Here is a 17,006-nt window from a genome sequence, read left to right as displayed (position 1 = left end):
AGCGTAATAGATGGGTGTAAATGTTACCAACCGATAGGGTCAATATCCAAAGTTAGCTTAAGATATTTCGCGCTTGGTAAAGCAAGTACAGGTTGCCACCAGTAACGTAATACCCGATGTAATTGCTGTCTGTCTTTAGCTAAAAGGAGCAATTGTGCATGGTAGCGGCTGTTCTTTTTACTCATCGGCGCATCGATAGGGCCGAGCACGGCAAGATTATGGCCGTTTGGCAAGATGCTTACGGCATCTTTTAGCGCTTGCATAGTGGCGGCTAACGTTTTGCCTTCACAGCGTATCAGGGCGGCATAGCTATGCGGCGGCAAGCCCATCATTTTACGCTCTTGCAGCAGCTCGCGCGCAAAGGATAAATAGCCATCTTTCACCAATTTTAATAACAGCTCATTGTCAGGTTGCAGCGTTTGAATGAGCACGCGCCCAGATTTGTCACCGCGCCCAGCACGGCCTGCCACTTGAATCATCAATTGAGCAGTATGTTCGGGCGAGCGAAAGTCGGCGGATAAAAAACCGCGATCGGCGTTCGGCAAACAAACCAAGGTCACGTTGGGGAAATGATGGCCTTTGGCGACCATTTGCGTCCCAACCAAGATGGCAGGCTTACCTTCATTAATGCGTTGGTAGATATTTTCCCAGCTGTCTTTGCGTCTGGTGGTATCGCGGTCGATTTGGATAATAGGATACAGCGTTTTGCTGGTTTGCGGATTGGCAAAAATCGCGTGCAGATTTTCGCTGAGCCTAGTGGTTCCGATACCTTTGGCCTCTAAATTTTGACTGCCGCAATCAGGGCAAACCGCTGGAATATAGGCTTGCCAGTCGCAGTGGTGGCATTTTAAATAGGAGCTGCTTGAATAAGAACTGTTTGAATAAGAGCCAGCTTGCGATTGGCTATTATAATGCACGGTTAAATGGGCATCACAGCGCGGGCAATCTGCTTGCCAGCCGCACGCTTCGCATAGCAACACTGGCGCGTAGCCGCGGCGATTTAAAAATACCAAGACTTGTTCGCCCGCTTCTAGCGTTTGCCGTATCGCGTCGATAAGCGCATCGGTCAGCCCCGTATCATAACGCGCGCCATCGTCCGTGGTTTGCTGATGGGTACTTTGCAGGCGCGCATCAATCAGCTGCATGGTTGCAGGTTTGGCCAAACCGGGACGAGTTTGCAGTTGGTATTCCATAAGCTTACCGTCGTCGACCAGTTTTAGATGCTCAAGAGATGGGGTGGCCGTACCAAGGACGACGGGGATATTGGCTTGTAAGCCGCGATAGAGCGCGACGTCAGCGGCATGATAACGCAAGGTGTCTTGCTGCTTATAAGAGCCATCATGTGCTTCGTCAACGACAATTAAGCCTAAATTTGCAAACGGATACAGCAGCGCTGAGCGCGTGCCGATAATGATTTGCGCCTGACCCGTACGGCAATCTTGCCAGCCTTGCAGACGATGGGTATTGTTCATACCCGAATGCAGCAAAACAATGTGAGCGGCAAAGCGGCTGGCAAAGCGCGCGCGCGTCTGCGGCGTCAATCCAATCTCTGGCACCAATATCAGCACCTGCTTATCCGCTTCTAATACCGCCTGCATCGCTTGCAAATAGACTTCGGTTTTACCGCTTCCGGTAATGCCATTTAATAAAAATCCTGTATAGCGTTCATCTTTATGGGCGGCAACAATCGCGGTAACGGCAAGCTGTTGTTCCTCATTTAGGTCAAGCGGCATTTTTGCTAAGGTAACCGGCGCAGGCGCAGATTTTGCTTTAATATAGCGCTCGATAAGACCTTTTTCTTCCAATGTTTTTAAAAAAGGTCGCTGCATACCTTCTAATAGCAAGACGTCCTCACTGGCGCCGTGCTCGCCGTGCAATTTAAGCATATCAAACTGCTGCTTTTGCTTGACGGCATTGCTATGAAAGTCGTCGTCAGTGACGTGCGGCAAAATCCGCCAGTGGGTAATCAGTAAATCTAGCGGCTTTCCTTGACGCACAAGGCTTGGCAACATAACGGCTAAAACGTCACCGAGCGGATAATGATAATAACGCGCCAACCAGTGAGCGAGCTTTAACATGCTGGCATCTAAAATAGGCTCAGCATCTAAGCATTTATTAATAGGTTTAAGCTTATTGAGGGGGACGTCGCTATCTGCTGCAGCAATATGCGCAATCACGATGCCGATTAAGGTTTGACGACCAAACGGCACCTCAACGCGGCTACCAACTGGCGGTAGCGGCATTGAAACGCCGTTTGGCAGCGCAGTCGTATCGGCCGGTAAGCGATAGTCAAATACCCGATAAAGGGGCACGGGTAGGGCAACTTGTAGCAACATAAATGGGCTTCGCAGTTTTTTATCAGATTAATAGAAAATAGGGATAAAAACGGAAATATAAACAGCCAGAGACGAATAAGCTTAGCATGATGCTAAGCTTATTATGAATGAAGGTAAAAGGTTAGAGCTTAATAATAAGGTTATTCGATATACATGATAGATTCAATTTCAACCACACCGCCTTTAGGTAGCGCGGCGACTTGCACGGCTGCGCGGGCCGGATATGGCTCGCTTAAATTGGCAACGAATACTTCGTTTAACGCCGCAAAGTCATTTAGGTCAGTTAAAGAGACGTTAAATTTAACCACATCATTTAAACTGCCGCCAGCCGCTTCACAGATGGCTTTGATGTTTTCAAATACTTGCTTCGCCTGCGCTTCAAAGCCTTCTTTAAGCTCCATCGTCTCAGGGTCAAAACCTAACTGACCTGAAATATAGACAGTATTGCCTACTTTTACCGCTTGTGAATAGGTACCAACGGCGGCAGGCGCTTTATCAGTTTGAATGGTTTGACGAGTCATATTATATCCTTATGAGAGTTTTGATGTTTACTTAGTTAAAAAATTAGCCAGAAATGTTAGGCGACGTTAAATACTCAAAATTGAATGTCTTTAAAAGGGATGGATTTTAACATTTATTTCAATAGATTTTATAGCTGATAGAGGCGGATGATATTTGGAAAACCAAGCAGTGAGCGTAGTTCGCGGATACCTTGTGCTAAATGATTGCGGCTACGCACGACAATATGAATAATAGTATCGCTACTACGTACGTCGACCTTTTCAACCCCGATATTTAACTGACGCAAATGATAAATCACTTCGCTGATTTGCTCATCGCTTAGGGCAATTGATAGCTTTAAGTAAGCAGGGAAGCGGATTTTGCTGTTATGTTCCCCTGATGAGTCGCCCTGCTTAACGGCTTTATCATTGCGCCAGCGCAGCTGGATAACCTGATAAGGATTGTCTTTACGGATATCGTCCAGCGAGAAGCACTTGTGGCGATGGACAACCAAGCCGTGACGCGATAAATGCCCAACGATAGGGTCGCCATAAATCGGATGACAGCAATTGGCAAAATCAAGCTCAACGCCTGACGCATTGACAATCAGCTGCTGCGGCTGGGTCATATCATCAACGCTCTCTTGCGATTGGATATCGCTGACTTCATCGCTGAATAAACGCGTAACGACAAGTTGCGGCAATAGCGTGCCCGAGCTGATTTGCTCAAACAGGGCGTTTTTTTCTGTCAGACCCCGCCATTCGGTGAGGTTTTTCCAATCACTCTCAGTCAAATCATCAAGGCTTTTTTGATAGGTTTTTAGCGCCCGATCTAAAGCTTCTCTGCCGTGGTGCTGCTTATCGGCAGGCGATAAATCTTTAAACCAGCGCAAAATCTCTACGCGGGCTTTATTAGTCACCACAAAGCCCAGCCATTCAGCTTTTGGCTCGGACTGACTGCTGACTTCAATCTCGACCAACTGCCCGTTTTTAAGCACCGTACCAAGTTTGGCATGTTTGTTATCGACGTTGGCGCCGACAGCGACATTACCAACCATAGGGCCGACGGCATAGGCAAAGTCGAGCGCCGTTGCGCCTTGCGGCAGCTCATAGGCGCGGCCTTGCGGGCTGTAGCAGATGATTTTGCTCGAATGCAGATAGTCCATTAGCTCATTAATGGTAGAGACCGCCGCTGAAAAATCAGGGCTGTCCGCGTCCAAAGTGTCTTCATCAACCAAATCTTTCATATTGCGTAGTGACGCTTGAATCACCGACTGGCTCACATCGGAGGCATGTTCGGCGCCGATAACGCCAAGCCGTGCTGCGCTTTGCATCTGCTTGGTTAAAATGGTCACTTTAACAAAGTCATTATCGCGCTCATAAATCAAGGTCAGCGACTGATTGCCACCGGGCAGCGGCCGGCGAATATTATCCGCGATATGACTATCATCAATTTGGTACTTTTTAATCAGATAATAAGCCAGTTTGTCACAAGCTTCGATATTATCAAGGACAATTTCAAACGCATAATGGCGCAGTAGCGCATTGATTTCACCGCGATTGCGGAAAAACTGACGGAAAATAACCACGCGATTGTCCAAGACCTTAACCATGCCATCAAGGCCAAGATTATTTAAAACGATGCTTAAATAACGATGAATGGCTTCCCGTTGAAAATTACGCCCAAGACCATGCTGTAGCAGCTTATCAGACAGCTTGTTATACATATCAGAGTCAAGATTTCGATAACAAAGCACTTCAATATAGTCAGCAATGTCATTAAGACCCATCAAACGCGCAAAGGGGACATAAAAATCTAAGGTTTCTTGCGCCGTGGTACGTTGCTTTTCAGGGCGCACGGCGTCAAGCGTTGACATATTATGCAAGCGGTCAGCCAGTTTGATAATCAATACCCGCGGATCGGCCAAGGTAGCGGTCAAGATTTTATGAAAGGTAGCAGCTTTGTTTTCTTGCTTATTATGCGTTGACGATTTTAATTTGGTCACGCCATCGACCAATCTTGCAACTATTTTGCCATAACGCTGTTCAATCTGCTCATCGCTAACCTCGGTATCTTCAACCGTGTCATGCAGGATGGCTGCGATAATAGTATCGCGATCCAAGCGAAAGCCTGCCAAGATTTCGGCGACGGCAATCGGATGGGTAATATAAGGCTCTCCTGATTTGCGCTTGTCTTTGATATGCGCAATATCACCGAACTCACAGGCATCAATAATATCACGGCGTTCCGCAGCCGTGAGATAACCTACTGAGCGCAGCAGATTATATTGAGCGTCATCGACTAAAGGATGACTGAGTTTTGGTAAGGCTTGACTCATAAAGCGGCGATCCTATTTTCCAATACCTATTTATCAGTTTAAGACTGTTTGACGGTTGAGAGCTTCTAATGGCTTTAACACTGCTCGTCGGTTTAGGACTGTTGAGTAAATGACAACTGAATAAATGCTGAGCTGCTCTGCAAGAGCTTAAGAAAGCAAAACTAAAAGATGGGCAGACCACCCTCTAATTAATCGTAAATCGTTCTCAATGTCAACTCTTATGCGCGTAAGTCTGGCATAAATTAAAAAATTCCACCTAAGTGGTAGGATTTTCGCTATAAGTGGTCGCGAAAATTGGCAAGCATTTGGTGTTATAAATAGTTTTAGTTTTATAACCAAAAAACCACAGCCGCTGCTGTGGTTCTTATCGTTCAGAGATGTCAGCACTTAATAAAGTGGTTGTACCTCTTACTAAAAGCTATGATCACCTGATAACGCTAAATCTAGCGAGCTTGTGGCAAAACTATGCTCTGGCTGATTTAAAATATCACGGGTGATTTTGCCCGCGGCAATCTCGCGCAATGCCAATACAGTCGGCTTGTCGTTATCAACGTCAACCATCGGCTCAGCGATACCTTTGGCCAATTGACGGGCGCGCTTACTTGCCACCAAAATCAGCTCAAAGCGATTATCAACATTATCCAAACAATCTTCAATCGTCACTCGTGCCATAAATAGCTACCTCGGTTGTTTTTATCAGTCACGGCAGATGGCTGCCACTCAATAAAAATAATATCAAAAATATAAAAGGGGGATAGCTAGACATTATAGCATTTTTTGCTTAGGCGCGTAGTTGCTTTTTATATCTACGGGCACTTAAAGCTATTTTGGTCGCCGCTTATTCATCGACTTGGCTGTTTAGCAAATTAGTAATAGTGCGGTGATAGCGCTGCTGCTGGCGTTTAAGCGTCTGTCTGTCGGCAACGATGATGGATTTTAGCTCAGTTAAAGCCACTTCAAAATTGTCATTAATCACCACAAAATCAAAATGCACGTATTGCGCCATCTCAGTGACTGCGCCAGCCAAACGCTGCTCGATGACTTCCATGCTATCCTGCGCGCGCGCCGACAAGCGCTGTCGTAAAGTTGCTAGGCTCGGCGGTAAAATAAAAATCATAATCGCATCGGTAAATATTTTTTTGACTTGTAGCGCCCCTTGCCAATCAATCTCTAAAATGACATCGACGCCTGCTTCTAACTGTGTGCGTACGCTTTGCTCTGAGGTGCCATAGTAATTACCAAACACTTCGGCATGTTCTAAAAACTTATTTTCACCGATGGCCGCTACAAAATTGTCGACGTCGGTAAAATGATAATGCTGACCATCGATTTCACCCGGACGCGGCGCGCGCGTGGTGTGCGACACGCTAACGGTCAAGTCATTGGTGGTGGCAAGTAATTGTTTTACCAGTGAGGTCTTGCCTGTACCCGAGGCGGCGGTAATAATAAATAATGAACCTGTCATACAGTGTTTCCTAGTGAAGTGTTTTCTAATGAAGTGTTTCCTAATAGAGCGGGTTCTGGCAAAGTGTGCTGTTAAAAGACAAAAGGCTGGTAAAAAGAAAAAATGCCATCATGTATGGCATTAAATATATGGTGTTAGCAGTCTTAATCATTCTTAATCATTGTGCCATGCTGAGTTGCACCATTATAAACTGCTTTTAGCGCTTTTATGTTATTTAGCGCCGGCTTTTCATTGCCTTAGCTTTTTAATACTGAGACTTTTGATGCATCGCTATTTTCAAAGGCAATAAAAGCAAATTATGCTAAAGTAGAGCATTGATTTTATCTCAAATGTGAATACGCAGCAGTTTGTCGTTAAGTTTTACCTTTAAATTATCTAATGATAGGCCCTCTTATGCAAATTTATCTTGCCAATCCACGTGGATTTTGTGCTGGTGTGGATCGCGCGATTGCGATAGTGAACGAAGCATTGACACGTTTTGAGCCACCCATTTATGTGCGTCATGAAGTCGTGCATAACAAATTTGTGGTCTCAGATTTGGCCAATCGCGGCGCGGTTTTTGTCGAAGAGCTACACGAAGTGCCTGATGGCTCGATTGTGATTTTTTCTGCTCATGGCGTCTCAAAAGCCGTCGAAGATGAAGCAGAGCGCCGCGATTTGACGGTATTTGATGCTACCTGTCCGCTTGTCACCAAAGTACATATCGAAGTGGCACGATTTGCCCAAGATGGTATGGATGCGGTACTGATTGGCCATGCAGGGCATCCGGAAGTCGAAGGCACCATGGGACGTTTTAATCGTCGTCACGGCGGTCAGATTCATCTGGTCGAAAATGAAAGCGATGTCGAAGCGCTCACCGTACAAAACGCTGAGCGTTTGGCATTTGTCACCCAGACGACCTTGTCGATGGATGACACCGCGCGCGTGATTGATGCGCTGCGGGAAAAATTCCCCAGTATCCAAGGTCCGCGTAAAGACGATATCTGCTATGCCACCCAAAACCGCCAAGACGCGGTCAAGGATTTAGCCGGTCGCTGTGAAGTGGTCTTAGTGGTTGGCTCACCAAATTCGTCAAACTCTAATCGCTTACGTGAGTTGGCTGAGCGTATGGATTGCCGTGCGTACTTGATTGATAATGCCACTGAAATGGATAGAAGCTGGTTTGATGGCATCCAAAGCGTTGGCGTCACTGCTGGCGCGTCTGCACCCGAGGTATTAATCCAAGAAGTGCTACAGCAGCTGCAAGATTGGGGTGGAGACTTCCCAAGCGAGCTGTCAGGTATTGAGGAAAATGTCACCTTTAGTTTACCAAAGGCGCTGCGTATTCCCGTCACGCAAGTAGGCAAATAATATATAGAGTGGTTGACTAACTCGAGGGCCTATAAAACATAGGAGGGGTAGTGAATAAAAAAAGAAAAAGGTTCGTACTAGCAGAAGCCAATCTTAAAGAAGTCAATAAACAATTGAAGATCAACATGTTTGTCATCGGTATATTGGTGATGATGCTTGCACTAGATATAGCGCAATTTATAGAAACATACAGTCTTTTTTATGGTGCACTTGTGGTCATCATGATTGGCTTGCTGTTTTTAACTTTAAAAAGTCGTAAGCTCCTTAGGATGAGAAAGCGAGAGCTGATCAAATAACACGCCTTTATTAAAGTCCGAGTAAATAAAAAAGAGAATCGAAAACATTAAGGATAGTCATGTCAGCTTATTACCGCCTCATCAAACGCGAACAACAAGAAGATGGTGTCAGCGTTGCCCATTATCAGCCAACTAAGCATGCGCAAGGTGCTTGGAATGAACACGAGCAGCACATGGCGCCAGCGACTGGTTTGCTGACCGCCGAGCTTGAAGGCTATGCGCCGCAAGCAAATATGCGTATTGCCCGTATTAGTCTCGATATTTTAGGGCTGATACCGCTCGATGATTTTACGGTTACGACGCGCTGTATTCGTCCGGGCAGAACGATTGAGCTGATTGAAGCCGTTATGAGCAGTCGCGGTCGTGATGCCATTATTGCGCGCGCATGGCGATTGATGACGCAAGATACCAGCGAGATTGCCGGACTTGAAGACCAAAAAGCCCTGCATCAGCCTGAGGACTTGCCCGTCTGGGAAGATATGAAAGGCTGGCCGGGCGGTTTTATCGAAAGCGTACGCTTCGTTGCTGAACCCGAGCGCCGCGCTGGCCGGGGTATGGTATGGATTACCAATGATCTCGACATGGTAGAAGGCGAAACAACTGACGACTTGGTACATCTGTTAGGCATGGTTGATACGGCAAATGGTATCGTGCCGCGCCTTGGACTTGGCTTGTCAAGTTTGGAGTGGATGTTTCCCAATACCGATTTGCAAATTCATATGCATCGTGCGCCAAAGGGGCGCTGGCTTGGCATCGAAGCGGTGCAACAATATGGCGACGATGGTATAGGGCTAACCAGCGCCGTGCTGCATGATGTCCACGGTCCGTTTGGTCGTAGCGAGCAAATCTTAACCATTCGCCCGATGCCGCGTTGATCTAACTTGGCAGCAGAACGAGCTGTTAAAACCTCATAGAAAAATTTGGTACTTCTAAAAAACAAAACCAAAGGATGTGATTAATTTATTATACAAATTAATGGCAATCGGTTGTAATAGTATTTAACAAAACGACAGCCAAGCATTCAGACTAGCATTAACAACGTAATGTCACTGCAATGCCACTGTAATGCCCGTATTGACAGGTTACTATGAACCAAAAAAGCCATCTTTCAGAAACCCTGACTACCATCTTAAAGATATTAATAGACGCGTATTCAGAATAAATTTTGTATTTTAATTCATCTACTATTCCCAGGAGTACCACCATGAACGATAACAAATGTCCTTACGATACCACACCTTTGACCATGAGCAATGGTGCTCCAGTGGTCGATAATGAAGACAGCAAAACCGCTGGTAAACGCGGACCACTGTTAGTAGAAGATTTGTGGCTAAACGAAAAGCTTGCGGATTTAAACCGTGAGGTTATCCCCGAGCGCCGTATGCACGCCAAAGGTTCTGGCGCGTTTGGTACTTTTACTGTCACCAATGATATTACCAAATATACGCGTGCGGATATTTTTGGCAAAGTCGGTAAGCAAACGGAGATGTTTGCCCGTTTTAGTACCGTGGCAGGCGAGCGCGGCGCCGCTGATGCAGAGCGTGATATTCGCGGTTTTGCCCTAAAGTTCTACACCGAGCAAGGGATTTGGGATTTGGTCGGTAATAATACGCCAGTATTTTTTGTCCGTGACCCGCGCAAGTTTCCTGATTTAAACAAAGCGGTCAAGCGTGACCCGCGTAGCAATATGCGTTCGGCGACCAATAACTGGGATTTTTGGACCTTATTGCCAGAATCTTTGCACCAAGTCACCATTACCATGAGTGACCGCGGTATCCCAGCGTCTTACAGACATATGCACGGTTTTGGCTCGCATACCTATAGCTTTATTAATAGCGACAATGAGCGTTTTTGGGTCAAATTTCACTTCCGTACCCAGCAAGGTATCAAGAACTTAACCGATGCCGAAGCCGCTGAAATTATCGCTAGTAATCGCGAAAGCCATCAAGAAGACTTGCTCAATGCCATCGACAATGGCGATTTCCCGAAGTGGAGAATGTACGTGCAAATCATGCCAGAAACCGATGCGGATAAAGTGCCGTACCATCCGTTTGACTTAACTAAGGTATGGCCAAAAGGTGATTATCCGCTGATTGAAGTCGGCGAGATTGAGCTTAATAAAAACTCAGACAATTATTTCTTGGACGTCGAGCAAGCGGCTTTTGCGCCAAGCAATCTCGTGCCCGGAATCAGTGCCTCACCAGATCGTATGCTACAAGCGCGTCTATTTAGCTACGCCGATGCCCAGCGTTACCGTGTTGGGGTCAATCATAAGCAAATACCAGTTAATAAACCGCGTTGTCCGGTGACCAGTAACCACCGTGATGGACAAATGCGAGTAGATGACAATTATGGCGGCAGACCACACTACACGCCAAACAGCTTTGAGCAGTGGCAAGATCAGCCGCAGTATGCTGAGCCAGCTTTAAAGATTGATGGCTATGCAGCGCACTACGATTTTCGTGAAGACGATAGCGATTATTTTAGCCAGCCGCGGGCGCTGTTTAAACTGATGAATGAGGCGCAAAAGCAGCTATTGTTTGACAATACCGCCCGCGCAATGGGTGATGCGCTTGATTTTATTAAATATCGTCATATCCGCAACTGCAACTGGTGCGACCCTGCTTATGGGGAAGGCGTTGCCAAGGCATTAGGCATGAGCGTTGAAGACGCTATGGCAGCACGTGATAGCGATCCTGCTCGTCATTTACCTAGCTGCCTATAATATCTGTAGAAAACTAAAACGTTAGCATTTATCTCGTCTGTATTTATCTAAAAACACCGCTTTAGGAAACTAGAGCGGTTTTTTGATGCTTAATCATTTTTTTAGCTCAGTTTAGTCTCTTTGCGCTTGAAATTTTTACCCGCGCCCTTATCTGATTAAGCAGCCCAGCAGTGTTTATAGCCTAGTCTGATTAGTCGGTTTCGCGTCACTGCTGGTATTGGAAAATTTGTGATTTATGTGTGCTGGCAACAGCATTTTTGGTATCAATAATAGGAGTTTTTATGAGTGAACAGGCCCAAGCGGATAATAAAAACGCTAATGACATCAATGTTAAGAAAGACAGCCCAGAAATAAAAAAACATAGCTTTGAAGCAGAAGTGGCGCAGCTTCTGCATTTGGTGACGCATTCGCTCTATTCTAATGCCGATATTTTTGTGCGTGAGCTCGTATCTAACGCCTCGGACGCTTGCGACAAATTGCGCTTTGAAGCAACCAATGACGACAGCCTTTATGAGGATGACGGCGAGTTAAAAATTCGTATCGCTGTCGATAAAGACGCCAAAACCATTACCTTTATCGATAACGGCATCGGGATGAATGAGACCGACGCTATCGAAAACCTAGGAACGATTGCCAAATCTGGTACCAAGGCTTTCCTCGACAAATTGTCTGAATCACAAAAGCAAGACGGTCAATTAATCGGTCAGTTTGGGGTTGGTTTTTACTCAGGCTTTATCGTTGCTGACACCATTAGCGTTGAGTCGCGTAAAGCGGGCGAGCCGGCTGACAAAGGCGTACGCTGGGTTTCAGATGGTACAGGCAGCTTCACCGTTGAGCCAATTACCAAAGAGGCGCGCGGCACTGCCATCACTTTGCACCTAAAAGAAGAATATAGCGAGGGCGAAGATAATTATTTAGACCGCGGTAAAATCAAGCGTTTGGTCAATAAATACTCAGACCATATCAGCCTGCCGATTCAGATGCGTAAAGAAGTTTGGCAAGAAGATGTCAAAGAAGAAGGCGATGACAGCGACGCGCAAGCCGGCGGTCAAATGGTATTAACCGACGAGTGGGAAACCATCAATAAAGCCAGTGCGCTTTGGACACGTTCAGCATCTGAAATTGAAGATGAGGAATATGTTGATTTTTATAAAAACATCACTTATGACTTTGACGCGCCGTTGACATGGACACACAACCGCGTTGAGGGCCGCGTACAGTATACCCAGCTTTTATATATTCCAAAAAAAGCGCCGATGGATTTATACACGCGTGAGCAGCAACATGGCTTAAAGCTTTACGTCAAGCGCGTCTTTATTATGGATGACGCCGAGCAGCTGCTACCCATGTATCTGCGTTTTGTCAAAGGGGTCATCGATTCAGCAGACTTGCCACTTAACGTCAGCCGCGAAATCCTGCAAGAATCACGCGATGTCAAATCTATCCGTGATGGTAACGCGCGTCGTATTTTGACCTTGCTGTCGAGCCTTGCCAATAGCGAAGATAGCGACAAGCAAGAAAAATTTGCCCAATTCTATAGCGAATTTGGTGATGTGATTAAAGAAGGTCTTGGCGAAGACATGGGCAATCAAGAGCGCATTGCCAAATTGCTGCGTTATGCCACCAGCATGAATGACAAGGTTGAGACCAGCTTTGAAGATTATAAAGGTCGCATGAAAGACGGTCAAAAAGCCATTTATTATCTCACCGCGGATAATTTAGCGGCGGCAAAAAACAGTCCGCAGCTTGAGTTATTTAAGAAAAAAGGCATCGAAGTTATCTTGATGACCAGCCGTGTCGACGAATGGGCGATGAACTTTTTAACCCAGTTTGATGGTACACCGCTGCAAAATATCGCTAAAGGTGCGGTTGATTTGGGCGACTTGCAAGACGAAGCGGAAAAGGCTGAAGCGGAAAAAGCGGTGGAGGCCATGAAGCCAGTCGTTGATAAGTTAAAAACGGCACTTGGCGAGCGCGCAAAAGATGTCAAAGTCTCAACGCGATTGGTGGATAGCCCTGCCTGCCTAGTGGTTGGTGAAGGTGAGCTGAGCCCGCAGATGATTCAGATGCTCAAACAGATGGGTCAAGATGTACCAGAGAGCAAACCAACGCTTGAGGTCAATCCTGACCATCCACTGATTAAAAAATTAGAGGGTAGCGAGCAGTTTGACGACAATTTCGACAAGCTGGCTCAGGTAATCTTTGATCAAGCATTACTGGCTGATGGCGGTCAATTAGAAGACCCAGCGGCCTATCTCAAACGCGTCAATGAGCTATTGATGAAATAATATTTGCTGTTTAATAAAAAAGGAGGTCTTGATTTTAAGGCCTCCTTTTTTAGTGGAATTTTAGTCAGTGTTTAGAGTGATTTTCGAGCAGTTTTTACAAATCAGCCTTATCCTCTTGACCGACAATCCGTTACAATTGCGATAGATTAGCGAGCTAAACTATTAAACCAGTTTCCTCGCTTTTTAATCCTATTTTATCGCTAATTAATGATAAAATTGCTGCCGACAGACCACGTCAAAGTGTAGACTTATTATATGCAGTGGCATGTTAAAAACACGCGCAGCAAAATCTTTTATTATTGATTGGCGTTATTTCTCTCGACTGGCTAGAGGTTTAAGTCTTTGTCACTTGCGTCGTTAAAAACCGTATCGCTCCAGCGCTTTTCGCTCAATTTCGCTGCCAATATCATTGCAACCTTGTGGATGCTAGTCGGGTCGACGCGGGCGTTTTCTTGGGTAAAACCCACCTTTATCCAGTTTGCGGTATTCGCCCTATTAGCGCTGGGCAGCAATGTCCTGTTTTCGTGGTTGGCCGCGGCAGACGGCAGCATCTTTAATGAGCAAGGGTTGGTTAGCTACTTAATTTGGCCAACGATTATTTTACTCAGCGGCATTATTTTGGCACGCCGCGCGGGCAATCAAACGCTGGTTTTTGTGCCCGTCATTCTATGGCTCGTTGCCGATACCTTATCAGCACTCCTCCAAAGCCTCGTGCAGTTTTTTGGTAGCTATGGTTGGCTGCCAAGTTGGAGCTACTCCTTTTTACCGATATTGTTTTTAGTGCTGTTTTTATGGCAAACCCTCGCGTTATTATGGATATTTTTCCGCCGCCTGCGCATCTCTTGGTGGGAGCGTATCATCGTCTTGATAGGGGCGGTGGCATTACTGACCATTTGGCAACGCAATGTCGCAGACCAGCCGATATTTAAGCAAATCCCTGTTGAGCCCGTTTTAGAAGAAGCGGCTTTATATGAGCAGCCGCGTTTATTGCAGGAGGCTTTAGAGCGTATAGATCCTAGTATCCCAGGCAAAAGTGACTGGTATTTTATGGGTGTGGCAGGATTTTCTGGTCAAGACGTCTTTCGTTCTGAGATTAATAAAGTACGTGAATTGTTTGATGTGCGCTTTGGTACCAGCGGACATTCATTGGCATTGATTAATAACGATTACACCTGGCTAGATGAGCCGATTGCGACCAAGACCAGTATTTTGCGCGGCCTAAAAACCATCGGTCAGCAGATGAATGCCGATGAAGATGTGCTGTTTCTTACGCTGTCATCACACGGTAATGAAAATATCGTCCAACTGGCGAATCCACCGCTAGCCATGGATAATTTGGATGCCGCGTGGCTGCGTGAAGCCTTGGATGCGTCTGGTATCCGTTGGCGCGTGATTGTGGTGTCGGCGTGCTATTCAGGCTCGTTTATCGATGAATTGGCGTCGCCAACGACGGTGATTATTACTGCGTCTGCTGCCGATAAGATGTCGTTCGGTTGCACCAATAGTGCTGAGATGACGTATTTTGGTCAGGCTTTCTTTGCCGAAAGTTTGCGTGAAAATACCAGTTTTTCTGATGCGTTTAAAGATGCTGCATATCGCGTACGAGAGCGTGAGCTTTATATGGGGTTTGAGCCTTCAGAGCCGCAAATGGTCATCGGTAGCTTAATGGAAACCGCCCTGCCAGCATTTGAGCAAGTGTTGTTTGATAAAACACGCCCGTCACTTGCTAATATGACTAATCGGCCAAATTCTGTTAAGGTTACCCAAGCTCCTGATACCTCAAGCGCAATCGATAACATGCCTGAGAATGATTGAGGTATGCTGGTCAATATGGCTCGTATCGCCATTAACAAGCGCTTTTTGAATTTTTAAAATGCTACGATTGAGTGACTGACTGTTTTTAAATAAATGTCTCTAACTGTTCGCTTACCAGTGATAATGATTAAATAATAATGACTAATAGTTAGCACTCATCGCTTATTTTATCTCGGATAAAAAGGATATCACTTATGAATAATACTTATAAACACAGTTTATCTACCCACTCAAAAATCGAGCAGATCAGTGTCAACCGCTGCTTCGATGGCGAGCAGCACTACTATCGTCATGAATCAACCGCGACCAAAACGCCGATGACGTTTAGTATTTATCTGCCAGATGAAGCGCTGGCCGGACGCCGCTGTCCAGCAGTTATGTATCTCTCGGGTTTGACCTGTAATGCGGATAACGTCACCCATAAAGCGCATTTTCAACAAAAATGTAGCGAGCTTGGCATGATTTTTATCGCGCCCGATACTTCTCCAAGAAGTCGTGATGGTCAGGATGTACCAAACGATGAGCGTTATTTTGTCGGGCAGGGCGCAAGCTATTATGTCGATGCAATGCAGCAGCCGTGGGCAGAAAACTTTAATATGCAAAGCTATATCGTTGATGAATTATACGACTTACTGCGCGCAGAGTTTCCAATTGATAGTATCGGCATCACTGGTCATTCGATGGGCGGTCATGGCGCTTTACTACTGGGCTTTAAATTTCCAAGTAAGTTTGTTAGTGTTTCTGCCTTATCGCCTGTTTGTGCGGCCAGCGAATCAGCATGGGGTCAAGCGGCTTATTCAGAATACTTTGGCGATGATAAGTCGTTATGGAAGCAGGCAGATGCTTCACAGACGATAGCAGACGTTGGGCAACAGTACCCGAGTATTTTGGTCGATCAAGGCGCTGCCGATAACTTCTTAGCAGAAGGTCAGCTGCAGACTCCTAAACTGCAAGAAGCGTGTGAAAAGGCGCAGCAGCCGCTGACATTACGTTATCATGCCAGTCACGACCACAGCTATTATTTTATTCAAACCGTCATTAATGATCATATCGAGCACCACTGGCGCATGGCGCAAATGGGCTAATCGATAGATACTTCGACAGATAAACTGGCAACTCAACAGACAAACCAACTGTTAAACCTTTATATCAACCCAATTAGGTAGCTTAATTATGACTAGCCTCTCTAAACCTTATCTTATCGCGCCTTCTATTTTATCGGCTGACTTTGCCAGACTGGGCGAGGAGGTCGAGCGGGTGTTAGAAGCAGGTGCCGATGTCATCCATTTTGACGTGATGGATAACCATTACGTGCCCAATCTGACTTTTGGTAGCATGATATGTCAAGCGCTACGTGATTATGGTGTTGAGGCGCCAATCGATGTGCATCTTATGGTGTCGCCAGTCGATAGTATGATTGAGCAGTTTTTAGAGGCAGGTGCCAGTATTATCACCTTTCACCCAGAAGCAAGCTCGCATGTTGACCGCTCCTTGCAGCTGATTAAAGATGGCGGCGCTGAATGTGGTTTGGTATTAAACCCCGCAACGCCGCTGCATTACCTAGATTATGTCATGGATAAGGTTGATCAAATCTTACTCATGAGCGTCAATCCTGGCTATGGTGGGCAGTCGTTTATTGACAGTACTCTGGATAAAGTACGCCAAGTGCGTCAGCGTATTATCACCAGTGACCGTGATATTAGATTGGAAGTCGATGGCGGTATCAAGGCCAATAACATCCGCGCTATTGCTGAAGCTGGCGCGGATATGTTTGTTGCTGGCTCCGCCATTTTTAACCAGAAAGATTATAAGTCTGCTATCGATGCCATGCGCGCTGAGTTAGCCTTGGCAAATGGCTATTAATCCCCATCTATAACCCCACTCTCAACTTT

Annotated in this window: 13 protein-coding genes; 8 read left to right on the top strand and 5 right to left on the bottom strand. The window is 46.0% G+C overall.

Going from position 1 to position 17,006, the window contains the following annotated elements:
* Window positions 1–23 precede the first annotated feature (23 nt).
* From B4240_RS07685 to gmk, 5 genes are all read right to left on the bottom strand, one after another.
* Complete coding sequence (locus B4240_RS07685) at window positions 24–2,336, bottom strand: primosomal protein N' (RefSeq protein WP_296238020.1); 2,313 nt, start codon at window positions 2,334–2,336, stop codon at window positions 24–26.
* A gap of 140 nt (window positions 2,337–2,476) precedes the next feature.
* Complete coding sequence (locus B4240_RS07680; RefSeq protein WP_201563303.1) at window positions 2,477–2,857, bottom strand: RidA family protein; 381 nt, start codon at window positions 2,855–2,857, stop codon at window positions 2,477–2,479.
* A gap of 128 nt (window positions 2,858–2,985) precedes the next feature.
* Entirely contained in the window at window positions 2,986–5,175 is a 2,190-nt protein-coding gene (locus B4240_RS07675) for a RelA/SpoT family protein (protein WP_296238018.1), read from the bottom strand.
* Between the two features lie 411 nt (window positions 5,176–5,586).
* The gene (gene rpoZ / locus B4240_RS07670) at window positions 5,587–5,847 is read right to left on the bottom strand and encodes a DNA-directed RNA polymerase subunit omega (RefSeq protein WP_296238016.1); all 261 of its coding nucleotides are present in this window, start codon (window positions 5,845–5,847) and stop codon (window positions 5,587–5,589) included.
* A 166-nt stretch (window positions 5,848–6,013) separates the two neighbouring features.
* Complete coding sequence (gene gmk, locus B4240_RS07665; protein ID WP_296238014.1) at window positions 6,014–6,640, bottom strand: guanylate kinase; 627 nt, start codon at window positions 6,638–6,640, stop codon at window positions 6,014–6,016.
* Window positions 6,641–7,033: 393 nt separating this feature from the next.
* Here gmk and ispH point away from each other — a divergent pair, with 393 nt between their 5' ends.
* The 8 genes from ispH to rpe all read left to right on the top strand — a co-directional run bounded on the left by ispH (window position 7,034) and on the right by rpe (window position 16,977).
* On the top strand, window positions 7,034–7,990 hold the full coding sequence (gene ispH / locus B4240_RS07660; protein ID WP_296238013.1) for a 4-hydroxy-3-methylbut-2-enyl diphosphate reductase: 957 nt from the start codon (window positions 7,034–7,036) through the stop codon (window positions 7,988–7,990).
* A 50-nt stretch (window positions 7,991–8,040) separates the two neighbouring features.
* On the top strand, window positions 8,041–8,286 hold the full coding sequence (locus tag B4240_RS07655; RefSeq protein ID WP_296238011.1) for a hypothetical protein: 246 nt from the start codon (window positions 8,041–8,043) through the stop codon (window positions 8,284–8,286).
* A gap of 59 nt (window positions 8,287–8,345) precedes the next feature.
* The gene (locus B4240_RS07650) at window positions 8,346–9,161 is read left to right on the top strand and encodes a thioesterase family protein (protein ID WP_296238010.1); all 816 of its coding nucleotides are present in this window, start codon (window positions 8,346–8,348) and stop codon (window positions 9,159–9,161) included.
* Window positions 9,162–9,490: 329 nt separating this feature from the next.
* Window positions 9,491–11,011, top strand: coding sequence for a catalase (locus B4240_RS07645; protein WP_296238008.1), 1,521 nt, complete (start codon window positions 9,491–9,493; stop codon window positions 11,009–11,011).
* A 281-nt stretch (window positions 11,012–11,292) separates the two neighbouring features.
* The gene (htpG, locus tag B4240_RS07640) at window positions 11,293–13,299 is read left to right on the top strand and encodes a molecular chaperone HtpG (protein ID WP_296238007.1); all 2,007 of its coding nucleotides are present in this window, start codon (window positions 11,293–11,295) and stop codon (window positions 13,297–13,299) included.
* A 342-nt stretch (window positions 13,300–13,641) separates the two neighbouring features.
* Window positions 13,642–15,114, top strand: a complete 1,473-nt coding sequence (locus B4240_RS07635) for a C13 family peptidase (RefSeq protein ID WP_296238004.1) — start codon at window positions 13,642–13,644, stop codon at window positions 15,112–15,114.
* 194 nt (window positions 15,115–15,308) lie between these two features.
* Window positions 15,309–16,199, top strand: coding sequence for an S-formylglutathione hydrolase (fghA, locus tag B4240_RS07630; RefSeq protein WP_296238002.1), 891 nt, complete (start codon window positions 15,309–15,311; stop codon window positions 16,197–16,199).
* An 88-nt stretch (window positions 16,200–16,287) separates the two neighbouring features.
* Window positions 16,288–16,977: a ribulose-phosphate 3-epimerase gene (gene rpe, locus B4240_RS07625; protein ID WP_296238001.1), complete on the top strand. Its 690-nt coding sequence runs from the start codon at window positions 16,288–16,290 to the stop codon at window positions 16,975–16,977.
* Window positions 16,978–17,006 lie beyond the last annotated feature (29 nt).

This window comes from Psychrobacter sp. UBA5136, from assembly GCF_002414005.1.
In the GTDB taxonomy this organism is placed as follows: domain Bacteria; phylum Pseudomonadota; class Gammaproteobacteria; order Pseudomonadales; family Moraxellaceae; genus Psychrobacter.
The sequence above is the reverse complement of the archived record's forward strand: the minus strand, read 5'-3'. Positions and strand labels throughout refer to the sequence as shown.